This window comes from Pseudoalteromonas sp. 2CM32C, assembly GCF_023161925.1.
In the GTDB taxonomy this organism is placed as follows: domain Bacteria; phylum Pseudomonadota; class Gammaproteobacteria; order Enterobacterales; family Alteromonadaceae; genus Pseudoalteromonas; species Pseudoalteromonas marina.
In genome coordinates, this window is the sequence record NZ_JALNTI010000004.1 from 102,323 (window position 1) to 119,095 (window position 16,773).

The following is a 16,773-nucleotide window of genomic DNA, read 5'->3' on the forward strand; positions in this document are numbered from 1 at the left end:
ATGGCACACCGTATTATGTTGATACCGATTTCTACGGGAGTTGGTTTAACATCTGTTTCCGTCGGGCTTGTGCGTGCGCTTGAACAAAAGGCGGTAAAAGTTAATTTCTTTAAACCTATTGCTCAACCGCGCTCAGGCGAAACCGGTCCTGAAAAATCGACACAAATAATAAAGCAAGGCTCCCCTATTGACCCACCAACACCGTTTGCATTGGATTACGCAGAGCAAATGATTGGTGATGCAAAGGGCGACGACTTATTAGAAGAAATTGTTGAGCGCTTTGAAAGTAAAATTAACGACGATGAAGTAGCCATTATTGAAGGCATGGTTCCGACTCGTAAACAACCTTATGCAGGGCGCGTTAACCGTGAAATAGCGCAAACACTCGGTGCCGATATTGTATTTGTATTAACGCCTGGTAACGATAATATTACCCAGCTTGAAGACCGTCTTGAAATTGCTGCTGGTAATTACGGTGGTATTGACCACCCGCGTGTATTAGGCTGTATTTTTAATAAAGTAAATGCCCCTCTTGATGAAGAAGGCAGAGCACGCGCCGATTTAGTCGACTCCTACAAACCTGATGAAGTAGATAACGAACTGAACCGCTTAGCATCACTGCCAATTTTTAGAAAAAATCCATTTATGTTACTTGGTGCAATACCATGGGATTTTGATTTGGTCGCACCACGTGTGAAAGACCTAAGTGCATATTTAAAAGCCACAATTATTAACGAAGGTGACATGCTGCATCGACGCCTGCGTCGTATCACATTTTGTGCACGGACAGTGTCTAATATTTTAAACCACTTTACACCTGGTGCATTATTAGTTACTCCTGGCGATCGCTCTGATATTTTAGTAGCTGCGTGTTTATCGGCAATGAATGGTACAAAAATTGGGGCAATATTACTCACCGGTGGTTTTATGCCAGAACAGCGTATTATGGCGCTGTGCGAACAAGCAATGCAAACTGGCCTCCCAATTTTAGCAACAGAAGCCGATACATGGCGAACATCGTTGTTACTTCATAACTTTAATATGGAAGTGCCAAGCGATGATGACCAACGTATAGAAAAAGTGAAAAGCCACAATGCTGAATATATTGACTCAGATTGGCTGAACTCACTGGCAAAAAATGTGGGGAAAACACGTAAACTCTCGCCACCTGCTTTCAGATACTTACTTACAGATAAAGCCCGTAAAGCAGGCAAAACGGTTGTTTTACCTGAAGGCAACGAACCTAGAACTATTAAAGCGGCTGCTATCTGTGGGCAACGCGGTATAGCAAAAACCATTTTGTTAGGTGATCGCGAAGAAATAATGCGTATTGCTGAGCAACAAGGTATAGAGCTCAACGAAAATGTAAGCATTGTAGAACCAAGCAGCATCATTAATGATTATGTCGAGCCTATGGTCGAAATCCGAAAAAGCAAAGGTCTCACTGCTGTTGTAGCGCAAGAACAATTACTTGATAACGTAGTACTGGGTACTATGATGCTTGAACAAGGCAAAGTTGACGGACTTGTTTCAGGAGCAGTTAACACAACCGCTAATACAATTAGACCGCCATTACAGCTCATCAAAACGGCCCCGGGCTCATCGCTTGTATCGTCGGTATTTTTTATGTTGCTGCCTGATCAGGTACTCGTTTACGGAGACTGTGCAATTAACCCAGATCCAAATGCTGAGCAACTTGCTGACATTGCGATTCAGTCAGCTGACTCAGCTGCAGCTTTTGGTATAGAGCCGCGTGTTGCCATGATCAGCTACAGTACAGGTACATCTGGTACAGGAGCCGACGTTGAAAAAGTGCGAGAGGCAACCAAAATAGCTCAACAAAAACGTCCCGATTTGATTATTGATGGTCCCCTTCAGTACGATGCAGCAATTATGGAAAACGTTGCGCTTAAAAAAGCACCAAATAGCCCCGTAGCGGGTAAAGCAACGGTGTTTATTTTCCCTGATTTAAATACCGGTAATACAACCTATAAAGCCGTGCAAAGAAGCGCAGACCTCATCAGTATTGGTCCAATGCTTCAAGGTATGCGTAAACCAGTCAACGATTTAAGCCGTGGTGCATTAGTTGATGACATTGTATACACAATTGCACTTACCGCTATTCAAGCAGCGCAAGTCGAAGCACTTAATTAAAGACTTTAATTAACATGTGCTTTTTATAGCCTAGCTAATTTCTAATTATAAATTAGTTAGTTAGGCTATTTATACCTCTCAACCCCCATAGTTATCCACAGAAATTGTGGGTAAGTATATAGCTCATATTTTGCAGCTTAGTTACGGTGAGTTACCGCTTTAATTTATCTTTAATAATCTATACTATTAATAAATCGTCTTTGCTGTACCGCAGGTTTTTAATGTCAAAACAAACATTACAATTACACAGCACTATTTTATCTATACATAGTTTAGATATTGATGCTGATATCCCTGCTGCTTTGTTAAAACTTCCGTTGTTTTTTATCTCAAAAACCCATGACGAACTATCAATTGTATGCCCCAGTAGTTTTGAATTACACAGCCTGGATACAGAATCTGATTGGCAAGCATTGGAAGTTATTGGCCCTTTAGGGTTTTCGTTAACAGGAATTATGGCTAATATTTCTGGCGTGTTAGCAAAAGCACAAATATCTATTTTTTCTATTTCAACTTACGATACTGACTACATACTTGTAAAAAAACAAACAGCGGCCCAGGCAATCACAGTACTAAAAAAAGATGGCTATAATGTGGTGACAAACTAATTTATGAAAGCACAACCAATACAGCTTATTGCACAAAATAAAATCCCCCGTGATGCTATTAATATCACCAGTCCTTTTACGGGAAAGGTAGTAGAATTAAATAATCACCCAGAGCCTTTGTTCAGTTTTGGCACGCTTGGCCCCGGTGTTATGGTGCAAGCAACCAGTCATAAAATTTTAGCCCCCTTTGATGGGGTTTTACTGCAGGTTAAAAACGCAGGAACTGAATTTATTTTGCAGGCTAAAAATGGGTTAAAAATACTCATTAATTTAACCTTACCTGCCTCTGCAGCAATTACGCATACCCATATAGCACAGTTAAATGGCAGCCAAGTTCTTAAAGGCCAACGACTTGCTTATTTTGACCTAAGAGAATTAGACTCCCCTATGCTAGGAAGTTTAATATTACTTAATGGTCACAACCTGGGCACATTTCATTATTCACACCTGCATGTAAAAGCAGCTGAAGACACCTTATTAACTATTATTAAAAAGAAGTAACTTATGATCACTCTTTACGGAATTAGTAACTGCGACACAATTAAAAAAGCTAAAAAGTACCTTACAGATAATAATATTGAATTTACCTTTCACGATTACCGCAAAGAGGGTGTTAATGAACAAATGGTCGCTGAATTTGCTGATAAATTAGATTGGGAACAATTAGTCAATAAACGCGGAACTACATACAGAGCTTTAAGTGACGAGCAAAAACAAAATTTAACTAAGCAAAATGCTATTCAATTATTAGTTCAGCAGCCCGCTATGATAAAGCGACCAGTATTAGTTAACGGTACTGACTTTTATTTAGGCTTTAAGGTCGCGCAATACGATGAGATTTTTAAATAATGAATGAAGTAATTGCACTTGCACAAGCCTTGATACAGCGTGAATCTGTCACCCCAGAAGATGCCGGCTGTCAACAAATGATGAACGAACGCCTTGAAGCTATCGGCTTTAACATAGAGTCACTGTTTTTTACTGATACATTAAATACTTGGGCGCGTAAAGGCGACCAGTCGCCGCATTTTTGTTTCGCAGGACACACAGATGTAGTGCCTACGGGGCCCGCAAAAAACTGGCAGCACCCACCATTTTCAGGGCTGGTAGAAAATGGTTTATTGCATGGTCGAGGAGCTGCCGATATGAAAGGCTCGCTTGCTGCCATGATTGTAGCTACTGAGCGTTTTGTAACTAAATACCCGAACCACAAAGGATCAATTTCCTTTTTGATCACTTCTGATGAAGAAGGACCATTTATAAATGGAACCACCCGAGTTATTGATACACTAGAATCTCGCGGTGAAAAAATTGATATGTGTTTGGTTGGCGAACCTTCATCTCGGGATGTCTTAGGTGATGTAGTTAAGAATGGCCGACGCGGCTCGCTTACCGGATTCTTAAAAGTTAAAGGTATTCAAGGACATGTTGCCTACCCTCACCTGGCTCAAAACCCTATTCATTTAGCCACTGAAGCATTAACAGAGCTTAGCCAAACCCAGTGGGATAAAGGGAATGATTTTTTTCCGGCAACCAGCTTTCAAATATCAAATATTAACGGCGGCACAGGTGCAGGTAATGTGATCCCTGGTGAGCTAGATGTGCAATTTAATTTTAGATTTAGCACCGAAGTTACACATCAACAATTGCAACAGCGTGTAATCGACATTTTACAAAAACACAACTTGAACTACGAATTAAACTGGATTGTAAATGGTCTCCCATTTATTACAGAACATGGCCCACTTGTTGACGCAACCGTTAATGCTATTGAGTCTGTGACAGGATTAGCAACCAATTTAGAAACCACGGGGGGAACCTCTGATGGTCGCTTCATAGCTCAAACCGGTGCTAAAGTCATTGAGCTTGGGCCTCGTAATGCCACCATTCACAAAGTGGATGAGTGCGTAAGTACAGATGACTTAATTAAACTCACCGACATTTACGAGCAAATACTTGAGCAATTATTAACCTAATGACTGATTTACAAGTACCCACGATAGCGTGTGTCACAGGGCAAAGTGATACACATTTAAATAAAATACAAAGCCATCGTTTGCATAGCGCTATCACTACTGATTTTATAGCGCTACAAAATGCAGCTAAACAAGCTGGGTTTGACTTAACTATTGCATCAAGCTTTAGAGATTTTGAACGTCAGGCGATCATTTGGAATAACAAATTTTCAGGACAAAGGCCTGTTTATAATTCACAACAAAAGGTTGTTGATTTAACGAACTTAAATGACATTGATAAGTGTATTGCAATTATGCGTTATTCAGCTTTACCTGGGGCAAGTAGGCACCATTTTGGTACCGATTTGGATGTGTACGACAAAGCCAGTGTTAGTGACGATTATCAACTGCAGTTATCTCCTCATGAATATGAGAAAAACGGTCCATTCTCACCATTGAGTGAATGGCTCAGTATTCACCTTGAGAAATTTGGTTTTTATCGGCCTTATCGCGAAGATTTAAACGGAGTAGCTCCTGAACTTTGGCATATTAGCCACATTAAGCAATCACAATTGCTAAGTATTCAACTAACTGAAAGTGCTTTACGAAAATGCATAGAAAACAGTGAACTACTTGGTAAAAGTGCCGTATTGGCGCACTTACCTTCACTTTATAAGCGCTTTGTGACCAACGTTAGTCCACCGTAAAAGAAGAACTACTCCTTCTTTTTATTTAAAATAAATATGAGTACCGCTGTTAAAATAACTGAGCTGGCGATAACAAATTCAACTGTTAACTGTTCTTGTAAAAAAATAACGCCTGCAAACGCTGCAACTACCGGCACACACAATTGCACAACCGCAGCTTGCGTGCTTTTAAGTAATGGCATTGCAACATACCAGATACTATAGCCAATGCCAGAGGCTAAAGCGCCAGAAGCGCATGCGAGTAAAATGCCTTGTATGGTAAGTGCGTTAAAGTAGCTCATACTAACAAGTAATAAGATGGGGAGCGCTACTAAACTTCTAATAAAATTAAACCCCGTCGTTCGTAAAGGCGATACACATACTTTGCCACGTATACTGTAAATACCCCAAGCAACACCGCTTATGGCCATCAATCCCGCTCCTATTAGCGAGGGCACCGCAGCTGAGGGCAGCATCAAATAAGCAAACCCCGTAACAGCAATCAAAAAAGCAGCCCACTGCACGGCGCTTAATTGTTCTTTCTTATATATACCCCAACCAATCATCGTAAGTTGCACGGCTGAAAATAAAATCAAAGCGCCTGTTCCGGTATCTAACTCAACGTAGGCCACCGAAAAACTAAGTGCATAAACAAGTAAACTAATGCTACTTCGCCAACTCCCTGTATCACTTAAAATAGCATCATTAAATGACCCATTACGTTTTAGATTATAAGTATAAACGCTCATGATAATACCTAAACATGCAGCACCGCTTAATAAGCGAATGGTGGTAAAGTTATAGGGATCTATATACCTCTCAGCTAATGCCATTCGGCAAAATAAAGAATTGGCGGCAAATGCTATTAAAGCAATAAATGTATATATAGCTGCTTTCAAAATAATCCTTTTTAACCTAAATCTGGTTATTAAATAATCTTTTTATGGGTGAGTAGTTAAATAACTTAAACTGCTATAAAAGTAAGTTATTTATACAGCATAAGGCAAAGTGTGCAAAAACTTTCAACTTAATAAGACCTTAACTTTTCGCTGTCTATTTCACACATTACTAAATTCACGCCTTATTCACATAGAACATGCATATTTACCTTAACGATGATATGGCTCTACGTTTTTTTACAATGTTTCACACTCTTGTTTAAAGTGAGTGTGTTAACCTGCTTAAGTAGATTAAAAGGAGTGCTGTGTGCGCAGAAGTATAATTTTAAGCGTTTGTTTTATTTTAAGTGGTTGTAGCTCTATAGGGTTTAACGACCTATTTAACGATTACGCCACACAAATGACGCCAGTGCGAAATGCTATTGAAAATAATAACCCACAACAAGCTAAATCGTTAATTGCTGACAATAGCACTATACACAGTAGTTACTTGCTTAATCAACTTGAGCAAGCGCGTATCAACGACCTTACTAATTCAGCTGATAACGCTCAAAGCAAATTCGAAAACGTATATGCTCAAATGCAAACGAAACGCCAAGCTGCAAAGATTCAACTAAGTGCCGGGCTTGAACAAAGTAATGCATTATTTACGAATGACTCGGCAATTACCTATGTACCGCCTGCTTACGAGATGAGCATGCTTCATAGTTATAAAGCACTTAACTATGTTTATAAAAATGATATTGAAGGCGCACTGGTCGAAATTCGCCGAGCTAATAAAGTACAAGCCGATGCGCTTAGCGAGAATGAAGCAGATATAAATTCAGAAAAAAATGAAGCGCAGCAGCATTATCCAAGTATGAATAATGTGACAAGAGATGTTAAAAACGGCTTTCAAAACGCATACACTTTTTACTTATCGGCTTTGCTTTACCAAAGTGCAAAACAGTTTGACGACGCCTACATAGACTACAAAAAAGCGTTAGCTATTCAACCAAATAATAAATATTTACAGCAAGATGTAATTCACCTAGCTAAAAAACAAGGGTTTCAGCAAGAATTTGACGAATACACACAACGTTTTGGCGAACTTAGCACTTTAAAGCCTAACCATGGTGAGGTAATCGTATTACTTGAGCAAGGTTTCGTGCCCAAACAAACTGAATTTAAATTAAGACTACCGATTGATACAAGTAGAGGTGATGTTCGTTTTTATAGCCTTGCTATGCCCGTATATAAAGACAGTGCTTACATTAGCGCTATACAAAATGTGAGTATTGCTGGACAAAAAGTAGCATTAGCGCCATTAGTTTATTTAGAAGCCCTAGCCGCTAAAACTCTTGAACAAGAAATACCGGGCAAAATTACACGCCAAGTATTACGGCTCATAACTAAAGAAAAAGTTCGCGCTGAGCTTGCGCGCAGCGCAGGAGATGTAGGCAACATTTTAGCCAATATATATAATTTAGCGTCAGAGCAAGCCGACACCCGAAGCTGGCTTACATTACCAAATCAAATTGCTGTAGCGCGCCAAAGTCTGACGGCAGGTGAACATATATTAAATATAGGCAATCAACCGCCTATTAGTTTTACCGTTAGTAAGCAAGGGTTAACTTTAATTTACCTAACCTCTATTAATAACTATTTTAACTACCATGTAGTTCAACTCTAGGAGACACCATGAAATACATAGTGCCAATGTGTGCCGTTTTACTGCTAAGTGCTTGTGCAACACAGCCTGTTACATCAGGTATAGCGGTTGAACAAAATAAAGGTAATTTTAATGATCAACTTAGAGTGGATAACCCTGATTTAGGTGAAAAACTCGCCATTACCGACGTTAAAACGCGTCAAACAAATCAGTTAACGGATGTGGTGGTTACCCTATCTAGCCAATATAAAAAGTCACAATATTTACAGTATCAATTTAAATGGTTTGATAAAGATGGATTTTTGATTAAAGGAAATCATTCACCGTGGCAGCCATTAACTTTATTTGGTTTTGCTAATACACAATTACCAGGTTTAGCGCCTAGCTCTGATGCTGTTACATTTTCACTAGCAGTTAGAAAAGTATCAACTGAATCTCAAGAATTTAAAGATTAAAGGAAACTATTATGAACACGACATTTAAAACAGCATCCACTTACGCATTGGTTGGGCTCAGTGCATTGATCTTAAGCGGCTGTGCTAACAAAGCCGTAGTTAGCTATGGTGACGCTCAAGCAGTTGAAACAACTGATATAAATTTTGGTTCTACCGATTTACAAAAAGTCGCGAGTCAAATGACCGACTCACTACTAAGCTCGCCAGTGGTGGGAACCATGACTCAAAATAACCGTCCTGTTGTATTTGTGGAACGTATTAAAAACAAAACCAGTGAGCATATTGATACCGAATCAATCACTGATTCTATCTCAACGCAAATGCTACGCAGCGGTAAGTTTCGCTTTGTAGACATGACACGTGTAGAAGCTGTACGTGAACAACTTACCTTTCAAAACGAAGATGCATTAGTGAACCCAGCAACAGCGGTTGCATTTGGACAACAAATTGGTGCGCAATACATGTTGTATGGCAACTTATCAAGCATTGTTAAAACAAATGCAGATAAATCAGACGTATATTATAAATTCACAATGCGCTTAATGGATATGAAAAGCGGACTTATTGAATGGGCGGACGAAACTGAAATTCGCAAAACCAAAGAAAAATCAACCTTTGGCTGGTAAGCCGATAGGAGTAAGTTATGAAAGCAATTGCTGTAATTATGTGCGCTTTACTTACATTAAGTGCACCCACTTTTGCTAAATACGAGCGAAATAAAGCCGTAGCAGTTCAAAAAGTGTTGTTTGGTGACATTAAATCTGTACGAAACATCACCGAGCAAGAACTAATACAAGACAAAAAGAACGGCTGGAAAACGTTTGGTGGCGCACTTGTTGGTGGTGTTATTGGTAATCAATTTGGTGGTGGCAGCGGTCGTGCTATAGCCACAATTTTAGGCTCAGTTATCGGTGGTAGTGTTGCTAACAATAGTCAGCAAGGTAGCTATTACAAACAAACTCAGTTAGTTGAATTACTAATTCAGGTAGAAAATGGCGACCAATTTATGGTAGTTCAAGACCTAGACCAAGGTATGCGATTTCACAAAGGCGATAATGTGAGGTTAGTTTATTTAGGCGATAACACCGTAAGAGTAGATAAAGCATATTAATAACACGCCTTTAAAAACAAAAACGAGCCAACAGGCTCGTTTTTTTATAAAGTTTTATAACTGGCGATAATCTTTAAAGAAACGCTGCATTTTTTGCATGGCGTCAGTTAAGTCATCCTTATTAGGTAAAAACACTAACCTAAAGTGATCAGGCTCTGGCCAATTAAACGCACGCCCATGCACTAACAATATTTTTTCGGCCTTGAGCAAATCAAACATCATTTGCTCATCGTCTTTTACATTAAAGTGTGCAGTATCAACCTTAGCAAACGCATATAAAGCGCCTTTTGGCTTTTTACAGCTAATACCTTCAATCGCGTTTAAACCGCGCCATGCAATATCACGTTGTTCGTATAATCGCCCGCCCGGATTAATTAAGTTATCAATTGATTGCACACCACCTAATGCCTGCTGAATTGCATATTGGGCAGGTACATTAGCGCATAAACGCATTGACGAGAGTATATCTAACCCTTTACTTAAGTCGTCCATGGCTGATGTTTTACCACTTAAAACCATCCACCCCATTCTTAGCCCAGCAGCACGGTAAGTTTTAGCTAAACCATTAAAAGTAATCATTGGCACATCATCACACAATGAAGCAATTGAAGTGTGGCTAACTCCATCGTATAAAATCTTTTCGTAAATTTCGTCGCTTAACAACAGTAACTTGTGCTCTCGCGCAATATCTATTAATTGCTTAAGCAGGTCATCACTATATACCGCACCAGTAGGGTTGTTCGGATTAATTAACACCAAGGCTTTGGTTTTAGAGGTGATTTTACTTTTTATGTCATCTATATCAGGAAACCAATCTTGCTCTTCATCACATAAATAATGAACGGGATTACCGCCCGCTAACTTAACTGACGCAGTCCACAACGGATAATCTGGCGCGGGGATAAGCACTTCATCGTCGTTGTTAAGCAAAGCTTGAGTGATCATTTGGATTAGTTCACTTACCCCATTACCAATATAAATGTTATCAACGTCTAAGTTGTTTAACCCACGTTGTTGATAATGCTGGTAAACAGCTACTCTGGCTGAGTAAAGTCCTTTAGAGTCACAATAACCTTGGGCAGAATAAAGGTTACGGATAATATCGCGATGCATATCTTCAGGCATATCAAAACCAAATGCAGCTGGATTACCGATGTTTAATTTTAAGACTTTTTGACCATCGTCTTCCATTTTTTTAGCTTGAGCTAAAACAGGTCCACGAATGTCATAACATACGCCTTCTAATTTATGACTCTTTTTTATATCTGACATTTTACCTCTACTAGCTGGCACCTGATGACCTTTGTAATTTGAGTTTTATAATTAAGGTCTATTTTATCTCAACAATAAAAACCCGGTTGCCTACTAGACTAACCGAGTAAATATATAACACCAGTAAATTTAACAGCTTAAAACTGAAATTAATTCACGTTAACTATTGTGCATCTAACCATTGTTTAAATTTTGTTTGAGAGCCTTCTACCTGTGGCATTAAGTTGGCAGAAGCATCTATCGCTTTAGCTAAGTCATCATCAACTAAGCTTAACTCTATGGTGCGCGAAACATCAGCTAAACTAGACGCACCAAACTGCGCGGCATTTGATTTTAAACTATGAGAATGACGAATCGCTGCCTCTTTATCTTTACCAATGGTTGCCATAACTTCAGAGCCCAGACGTTCAAATTCGGCACAACAAAAATCAAGCGTATCAGCAAACTGCTCGCCCAATAAGGATTTCATATTCTCTAACGCTGATGTATCTATGGTAATGTCTGTCATTATTTAATTCCTTCAACTATCCATGTTCATTGTATTTGATATAACTACTGTATATTGATAAATGAAAAAAAACCAACTTAATTGCTTTCATAAATGTATAATTTACAAGTTAATAATAGAGAGAAAGTTTTTAAAATGGCACGCATTCTTTGTACTCATTGTAATTTTGCGCTCAATACCTGTGTATGCAGCGCTATTGAAACAATAACTAACAAAGTTAAAGTTATTATTCTACAACACCCCAGCGAAGAAAAAATAGCAAAAAACACGGCTAAATTACTCAACTTAAGTCTAACTGATTGCGAAATCATCAAAGGTGAAAACAGTGCTGACTTTAGTATGTTAAATAGTTTGCCAAAAGAATCAACAGTACTGCTTTACCCAAACGAAAATGCCACCTACCTAGATGAACCAAACTCTACAAACCATAAACACATCACTCATTTAATTGTGATCGATGGCACATGGAAAAAAGCCTATAAAATTTTACAACTCACCCCTGCACTCAATCAATTTAGAACAGTGAGTTTTAATAAACCACCTAAAAATCGTTATACAATTCGTAAAGCACCCCGTGCCGATAGCCTCTCTACACTTGAAGCCGTTGCTCATAGCTTAAGCTTAATAGAACATTTAAACCCAGAGCCTTTGTTTACTTTATTAGAAGAATTAATTAATAAACAAACCCAACATATGCCTGAGCACGTAAAAGCACGTTACTTAAATTAAATTTAGCTTTTGATAAACAGATGCGACATTACCTAAATAGATTAAAACGAGGATTTACTCGTCAAGGCCCCGACTATCGCTTTGATGACCAAGTTGATTTTAGCGATATAAGAACCACGTTTGGGTTCAGATCAATGGTCGTTGGTAAATGGGTAACCAAAGAAGAGCGCTATATTAGCGCTAATTTAATTTACGATGCGCTGGCCGACCTGGCGCAAATACTGCACCTACCACCTAAAGCAATTGGCCTGCGCGGAAAGTTAAATTTTGCATTTGGGCACGGTGGTCAAAAAGGTGTGCAAGCGCATTACAATGCAGGCAGTCAAACATTAGCACTTGCTAAAAATGCGGGCGGTGGTGCGCTCGCGCATGAGTGGTTTCATGCATTCGACCACCACATTAGTGAACATTTATTTAAAGTAAAACCACGCTATGGATTTGCTTCAAAACTTTGGCTTTCAAATACACCAAATTTAATGCACCCACTCAATGACGCACTGAACAGCTTTTTTAAAGAAGTATTTTTAGATGCAAGTGGCGAAAATGCCAATGAATTTGTGCAAGCATGTATTAAACACGACCAAGCCCATAATATGAATTATATGAGTATGCCTGAAGAAATTGCAGCTCGCTGTTTTGAAGCCTGTATATATGTACACCCAAATATAAAAAACAGTTTTTTGGTGGACGGTTTGCAATCCAGTAATTTAATATACCCACCAGCACAACATACCACCAAGGCAAATAAAGCGCTTAACCACTATTTTCAACTATTGGGTTATGCGCTTCATAATTTACCCGATAAGGTTTAGCTGTTTTCATCACTTATGCGACTTGCAACTGCGCTACTCTGGTCTTTGTATTTAGCATCTTTACGAATGTTATACGGGTTTTCACAAGGCCCTGAAAGCATTTCGAAACTCATAGCGCCAATTTTCATCATTGGGCGCAGCGCTAAGGGTAATTTTCCTGAGTTGTAAAACTCTAATACAATATTACCGCTCCAGCCGGGATCAATTCGGTGTGCTGTTACATGCACCATCAAACCCAAACGCGCAAGCGATGAACGCCCATCCAACCACCCTACAATATCGGCAGGTAGCGTTACTTTTTCATAAGTGATTGCAAGCGCGAGTTCACCTGGGTGTAAAAAAAACGCTTCACCGTCTGCAAGCTCAATTTCCTCACTCATGATTGATTCCATGGCTTTATTGAGTTGATCCTTTGGACCACTTAAATCAACGTAGGCTGCATTATGAGCATTGAACGTTCTAAATTTATTACCAAGACGTAAATCTGCTGTCACACCCGATATCATCTCACTACTCGGAGCAGGCTCTATAACTATTCGGCCATCTTTTAGGTGTTCTTTAATATGTGTGTCTGAAAGTCTCATGCTTTTAATCTTCTGTAATCACAATTTCTATGCTGTTGTGATGCTGTTGATAATATAGCGTGCTGGCTATAAGCCTAGCTGCTGCGCTGTATGTTTTGCTTATTGCCGCATCGTTATCGCTAGCAATAAGTTTTCCTTGCTCAGAGTACTCTCTAATATCAATGGCAAGGGGAATATGGCTAAGTACCGGAACGCCATGCTTGTGGGCTAGTTTTTGTGCACCCTCTTTGCCAAATACATGGTTTGCCTCACCGCAGTGGCTGCAAACGTAATGGCTCATATTTTCTATCAAACCAAGTACTGGCACATTTACTTTATTAAACATTGCAATGCCTTTTTGGGCATCAGCAAGTGCTAAATCTTGAGGCGTAGTTACAATAACAGTCCCACTGGCAGGTACTTTTTGGCTCATAGTAAGTTGTATATCACCTGTACCTGGGGGCATATCTACAATTAAATAATCGAGTTCGCCCCAATCAGTCTCGTTCAGTAATTGGCTAAGTGCACCCGATGCCATTGGGCCTCGCCATACTGTTGCGTCATCACTGGGTACTAAAAAGCCAATAGATTGGGCTTTAATGCCATTGGCATCAAACGGTAGTAATTGTTTGTTATCTTTTGTTTTTGGCTCAGCACCAACAAGGCCCAACAACATAGGTATTGAAGGACCATAAATATCAGCGTCTAAAATACCAACTTTTGCTCCCTCAGCTTTTAATGCACCCGCTAAATTAACAGCTGTAGTCGATTTACCTACCCCACCTTTACCTGAAGCAATAAGTACAATGTGTTTAATTCCTTTAAACTTTGCAGGCTCTTGAATATCAACCTTAGCCTTTATTGAGATTTCAATATTTAAAACATCACGGACATGCTGCTCTACAAGGGGGATTTCTGATTGCGCAGCAAAAGGTAAAGTAAGACTAATTTGTATTGATTTATCGTCGTTTTCAGAAATTGACTCAATAAAGCTTTCGTCAATTCCTACGGCAAAGGCCGCACTACGATAAGCCGCTAAAGCAGCAATAATCGGTTGTTTTTGCACCGATTTAGAAGAGAAAAGTTTCGACAGTCCAAACATAGCAATTAAATAGCGTTTCTTTGATGAAAAGTGCCTCGGAATTATGTAACATTCAGGTCATTAACACCAGTCAATTAATAAAAATCCATAAGCAGTGTGAGCGCATAGCCACCTGTTTATAGATAAATTAATGATAACAGCCGTTTAAATAGTAAAAACGGTATTTTATCCTCAATTCGGAATGATTATGGCACAGCGAAAGATCCTGATTACCAGCGCATTACCTTATGCAAATGGCCCAACCCACTTAGGTCATTTATTGGAATATATTCAAACTGATATTTGGTCACGTTTTCAAAAACTTCAAGGCCATGAAACGTATTATGTTTGCGCAGACGATGCCCACGGCACACCAATCATGCTTAATGCACAGAAGCAAGGGATCACACCTGAAGAAATGGTAAAAAATGTGAGCATTGAACGCCAACGCGACTTTGCTGATTTCAACATTAAGTTTGACAATTACCACAGCACGCATAGCCAAGAAAACAAAGAATTTAGTGAATTAATATACAACCGCTTAAACGACGCGGGCCATATAAAAAAGCACACTATTTCGCAATTGTTTGACCCAGAAAAAGGCATATTTTTACCTGATCGCTTTGTAACCGGTACTTGCCCAACGTGTAAGTCTGAAGATCAAAATGGCGATAGCTGTGATTCGTGTGGTGCAACTTACAGCCCAACCGAATTAATAAACCCGCGCTCTGTTATGTCAGGTGCCGAGCCTATTTTAAAAGATTCTGAGCATTACTTTTTTGACCTACCAGCATTTGAAGGCATGCTTAAAGAATGGCTACACTCAGGTACTATTCAACAAGAAATGGCTAACAAGCTAGACGAATGGTTTACTGACGGCTTACAACAGTGGGATATCAGCCGTGATGCGCCTTACTTTGGTTTCGAAATTCCAAATGCCCCAGGTAAATACTTTTACGTATGGCTAGATGCGCCAATTGGTTACATGGCCAGCTTTAAAAACCTGTGTGATAAAAAAGGGATTGATTTTGACGCATTTTGGGCTGAAGGCTCAGAAGCAGAACTTTACCACTTTATTGGTAAAGACATTATTTACTTCCACAGCTTATTTTGGCCAGCCATGCTAGAAGGCGCTAAATTTAGAAAACCAACTAACGTATTTGCACACGGGTTCGTTACTGTAAATGGCGAAAAAATGTCTAAGTCAAAGGGCACGTTCATTAAAGCGCGTACCTACCTGGACAACCTAAATCCAGAATACTTACGTTACTATTACGCTGCAAAATTAAACAGCGGTATTATCGATCTTGATTTAAACCTAGAAGACTTTGCACAACGTGTTAATTCAGATCTGGTTGGTAAAGTCGTTAATATAGCGAGCCGTTGCGCAGGCTTTATTACCAAAAAGTTTGATGGCAAATTAAGCGCAACCATTATGCAACCAGAGCTCCTAGAAGAGTTCCAAGCTGCCGCGCCAAGTATTACCACCCATTTTGAGAACCGTGAATACAGTCGCGCAATTCGTGAAATTATGGCCCTTGCCGACAAAGCAAACCAATTTATTGATGGCGCAGCACCATGGGTATTAATTAAAGACGAAACTAAGCAACAAGAAGCTCACGATGTGTGTTCGCTTGGCCTTAACTTGTTCCGTGTTTTAATTACCTATTTAAAACCAGTACTACCGGCTATGGCCCAAAATGTAGAAGCGTTTTTAAACGATGATCTTGCTTGGGATGCAGTACAAACGCCACTAGTAAGCCACTCAATCAATAAATTTAAACCGTTAATGCAACGCGTAGAAATGGACAAAGTAAACAAAATGGTTGAAGAATCTAAAGAAAGCCTAGAGCCTAAAGTAACAATTGACCCAAATAGCCCTCTTGCAAAAGAACCTATTAGCGAAGAAATTGAGTTTGACGATTTTGCAAAGGTAGACCTTCGTGTTGCTAAAATTGCAAAAGCAGAGCATGTAAAAGGCGCCGACAAACTACTGAAGCTAACCCTTGATTTAGGCGGCGAAACGCGTCAAGTATTCGCAGGCATTAAATCAGCATACGCTCCTGAAGACATTGAAGGTAAGCTAACAGTAATGGTTGCAAACCTTAAACCGCGTAAAATGCGTTTTGGTATGTCTGAGGGTATGGTACTTGCTGCAGGCCCTGGCGGAAAAGAAATTTATATTCTTAATCCAGACGACGGATCAGAGCCAGGAATGCGTGTAATGTAAATTTACACATATGAATAAAATAACCGCTGACTCTCAGCGGTTTTTTTATATGTTATTTT

General features: G+C 39.4%; 18 protein-coding genes. 13 read left to right on the forward strand and 5 right to left on the reverse strand.

Annotated elements, in window-relative coordinates; all coding sequences use genetic code 11:
- The 6 genes from pta (at position 1) to MTF67_RS09770 (ending at position 5,424) form a co-directional block, all read left to right on the forward strand.
- Positions 1-2,154 (forward strand): phosphate acetyltransferase, encoded by a 2,154-nt coding sequence (pta, locus tag MTF67_RS09745; protein ID WP_006792172.1) that lies wholly within the window; start codon positions 1-3, stop codon positions 2,152-2,154.
- Between the two features lie 221 nt (positions 2,155-2,375).
- Entirely contained in the window at positions 2,376-2,762 is a 387-nt protein-coding gene (locus MTF67_RS09750; RefSeq protein WP_248519407.1) for an ACT domain-containing protein, read from the forward strand.
- 3 nt (positions 2,763-2,765) lie between these two features.
- Positions 2,766-3,263: a PTS glucose transporter subunit IIA gene (locus MTF67_RS09755; protein ID WP_248519408.1), complete on the forward strand. Its 498-nt coding sequence runs from the start codon at positions 2,766-2,768 to the stop codon at positions 3,261-3,263.
- Positions 3,264-3,266: 3 nt separating this feature from the next.
- Positions 3,267-3,611, forward strand: coding sequence for an ArsC family reductase (locus MTF67_RS09760; protein ID WP_058428993.1), 345 nt, complete (start codon positions 3,267-3,269; stop codon positions 3,609-3,611).
- Positions 3,608-4,738 (forward strand): succinyl-diaminopimelate desuccinylase, encoded by a 1,131-nt coding sequence (dapE, locus tag MTF67_RS09765; RefSeq protein ID WP_033025722.1) that lies wholly within the window; start codon positions 3,608-3,610, stop codon positions 4,736-4,738. Before MTF67_RS09760 ends, dapE begins: the two co-directional genes overlap by 4 nt.
- Positions 4,738-5,424: a M15 family metallopeptidase gene (locus tag MTF67_RS09770; protein ID WP_248519409.1), complete on the forward strand. Its 687-nt coding sequence runs from the start codon at positions 4,738-4,740 to the stop codon at positions 5,422-5,424. Before dapE ends, MTF67_RS09770 begins: the two co-directional genes overlap by 1 nt.
- Before the next feature lie 8 nt (positions 5,425-5,432).
- Here the strand turns inward: MTF67_RS09770 and MTF67_RS09775 are convergent, their stop codons facing one another.
- Positions 5,433-6,302 (reverse strand): DMT family transporter, encoded by an 870-nt coding sequence (locus MTF67_RS09775; RefSeq protein WP_248519410.1) that lies wholly within the window; start codon positions 6,300-6,302, stop codon positions 5,433-5,435.
- A gap of 307 nt (positions 6,303-6,609) precedes the next feature.
- Here MTF67_RS09775 and MTF67_RS09780 point away from each other — a divergent pair, with 307 nt between their 5' ends.
- From MTF67_RS09780 to MTF67_RS09795, 4 genes are read left to right on the forward strand one after another with little or no spacing between them, the layout of a single operon-like run.
- Positions 6,610-7,974: an adenine DNA methylase gene (locus MTF67_RS09780; protein WP_248519411.1), complete on the forward strand. Its 1,365-nt coding sequence runs from the start codon at positions 6,610-6,612 to the stop codon at positions 7,972-7,974.
- Between the two features lie 8 nt (positions 7,975-7,982).
- The gene (locus tag MTF67_RS09785) at positions 7,983-8,408 is read left to right on the forward strand and encodes a YcfL family protein (RefSeq protein ID WP_010557494.1); all 426 of its coding nucleotides are present in this window, start codon (positions 7,983-7,985) and stop codon (positions 8,406-8,408) included.
- A gap of 11 nt (positions 8,409-8,419) precedes the next feature.
- On the forward strand, positions 8,420-9,034 hold the full coding sequence (lpoB, locus tag MTF67_RS09790; protein ID WP_008131492.1) for a penicillin-binding protein activator LpoB: 615 nt from the start codon (positions 8,420-8,422) through the stop codon (positions 9,032-9,034).
- A 17-nt stretch (positions 9,035-9,051) separates the two neighbouring features.
- Positions 9,052-9,519 carry a glycine zipper 2TM domain-containing protein gene (locus MTF67_RS09795; RefSeq protein ID WP_006792183.1) on the forward strand — a complete coding sequence of 156 codons (468 nt, stop codon included), beginning with the start codon at positions 9,052-9,054 and terminating at the stop codon, positions 9,517-9,519.
- A 54-nt stretch (positions 9,520-9,573) separates the two neighbouring features.
- On the opposite strand, the gene MTF67_RS09800 is transcribed toward MTF67_RS09795, so the two are convergent.
- Both MTF67_RS09800 and MTF67_RS09805 read right to left on the reverse strand, forming a co-directional pair.
- Positions 9,574-10,791, reverse strand: coding sequence for a pyridoxal phosphate-dependent aminotransferase (locus MTF67_RS09800; protein ID WP_010557496.1), 1,218 nt, complete (start codon positions 10,789-10,791; stop codon positions 9,574-9,576).
- 163 nt (positions 10,792-10,954) lie between these two features.
- Complete coding sequence (locus MTF67_RS09805; protein ID WP_248519412.1) at positions 10,955-11,299, reverse strand: Hpt domain-containing protein; 345 nt, start codon at positions 11,297-11,299, stop codon at positions 10,955-10,957.
- A 135-nt stretch (positions 11,300-11,434) separates the two neighbouring features.
- On the opposite strand from MTF67_RS09805, the gene MTF67_RS09810 reads away from it, so the two are divergent.
- Positions 11,435-12,028, forward strand: a complete 594-nt coding sequence (locus MTF67_RS09810; protein ID WP_039036853.1) for a tRNA-uridine aminocarboxypropyltransferase — start codon at positions 11,435-11,437, stop codon at positions 12,026-12,028.
- A 20-nt stretch (positions 12,029-12,048) separates the two neighbouring features.
- Positions 12,049-12,840 carry a CLCA_X family protein gene (locus MTF67_RS09815; protein ID WP_248519413.1) on the forward strand — a complete coding sequence of 264 codons (792 nt, stop codon included), beginning with the start codon at positions 12,049-12,051 and terminating at the stop codon, positions 12,838-12,840.
- On the opposite strand, the gene dcd is transcribed toward MTF67_RS09815, so the two are convergent.
- Together dcd and apbC are read right to left on the reverse strand one after the other, a co-directional pair.
- A complete protein-coding gene (gene dcd, locus MTF67_RS09820) occupies positions 12,837-13,424 on the reverse strand; it encodes a dCTP deaminase (RefSeq protein WP_006792188.1) in 588 nt (195 codons plus the stop codon). The genes MTF67_RS09815 and dcd overlap by 4 nt on opposite strands.
- A gap of 4 nt (positions 13,425-13,428) precedes the next feature.
- Entirely contained in the window at positions 13,429-14,505 is a 1,077-nt protein-coding gene (gene apbC, locus MTF67_RS09825) for an iron-sulfur cluster carrier protein ApbC (protein ID WP_039036851.1), read from the reverse strand.
- Positions 14,506-14,692: 187 nt separating this feature from the next.
- Between apbC and metG the strand changes: the two genes are divergently transcribed.
- Positions 14,693-16,714, forward strand: a complete 2,022-nt coding sequence (gene metG, locus MTF67_RS09830) for a methionine--tRNA ligase (protein WP_058429002.1) — start codon at positions 14,693-14,695, stop codon at positions 16,712-16,714.
- Positions 16,715-16,773 lie beyond the last annotated feature (59 nt).

Excerpts from the sequence above, each read along its gene's own strand:
- pta (WP_006792172.1), top strand. The coding sequence starts at position 1 with ATGGCACACCGTATTATGTTGATACCGATTTCTACGGGAGTTGGTTTA.
- MTF67_RS09755 (WP_248519408.1), top strand. The coding sequence starts at position 2,766 with ATGAAAGCACAACCAATACAGCTTATTGCACAAAATAAAATCCCCCGT.
- MTF67_RS09815 (WP_248519413.1), top strand. The coding sequence starts at position 12,049 with ATGCGACATTACCTAAATAGATTAAAACGAGGATTTACTCGTCAAGGC.
- metG (WP_058429002.1), top strand. The coding sequence starts at position 14,693 with ATGGCACAGCGAAAGATCCTGATTACCAGCGCATTACCTTATGCAAAT.
- MTF67_RS09800 (WP_010557496.1), bottom strand. The coding sequence starts at position 10,791 with ATGTCAGATATAAAAAAGAGTCATAAATTAGAAGGCGTATGTTATGAC.
- MTF67_RS09785 (WP_010557494.1), top strand. The coding sequence starts at position 7,983 with ATGAAATACATAGTGCCAATGTGTGCCGTTTTACTGCTAAGTGCTTGT.
- MTF67_RS09810 (WP_039036853.1), top strand. The coding sequence starts at position 11,435 with ATGGCACGCATTCTTTGTACTCATTGTAATTTTGCGCTCAATACCTGT.
- MTF67_RS09760 (WP_058428993.1), top strand. The coding sequence starts at position 3,267 with ATGATCACTCTTTACGGAATTAGTAACTGCGACACAATTAAAAAAGCT.
- dcd (WP_006792188.1), bottom strand. The coding sequence starts at position 13,424 with ATGAGACTTTCAGACACACATATTAAAGAACACCTAAAAGATGGCCGA.
- apbC (WP_039036851.1), bottom strand. The coding sequence starts at position 14,505 with ATGTTTGGACTGTCGAAACTTTTCTCTTCTAAATCGGTGCAAAAACAA.
- MTF67_RS09750 (WP_248519407.1), top strand. The coding sequence starts at position 2,376 with ATGTCAAAACAAACATTACAATTACACAGCACTATTTTATCTATACAT.
- MTF67_RS09805 (WP_248519412.1), bottom strand. The coding sequence starts at position 11,299 with ATGACAGACATTACCATAGATACATCAGCGTTAGAGAATATGAAATCC.
- MTF67_RS09795 (WP_006792183.1), top strand. The coding sequence starts at position 9,052 with ATGAAAGCAATTGCTGTAATTATGTGCGCTTTACTTACATTAAGTGCA.
- MTF67_RS09770 (WP_248519409.1), top strand. The coding sequence starts at position 4,738 with ATGACTGATTTACAAGTACCCACGATAGCGTGTGTCACAGGGCAAAGT.
- lpoB (WP_008131492.1), top strand. The coding sequence starts at position 8,420 with ATGAACACGACATTTAAAACAGCATCCACTTACGCATTGGTTGGGCTC.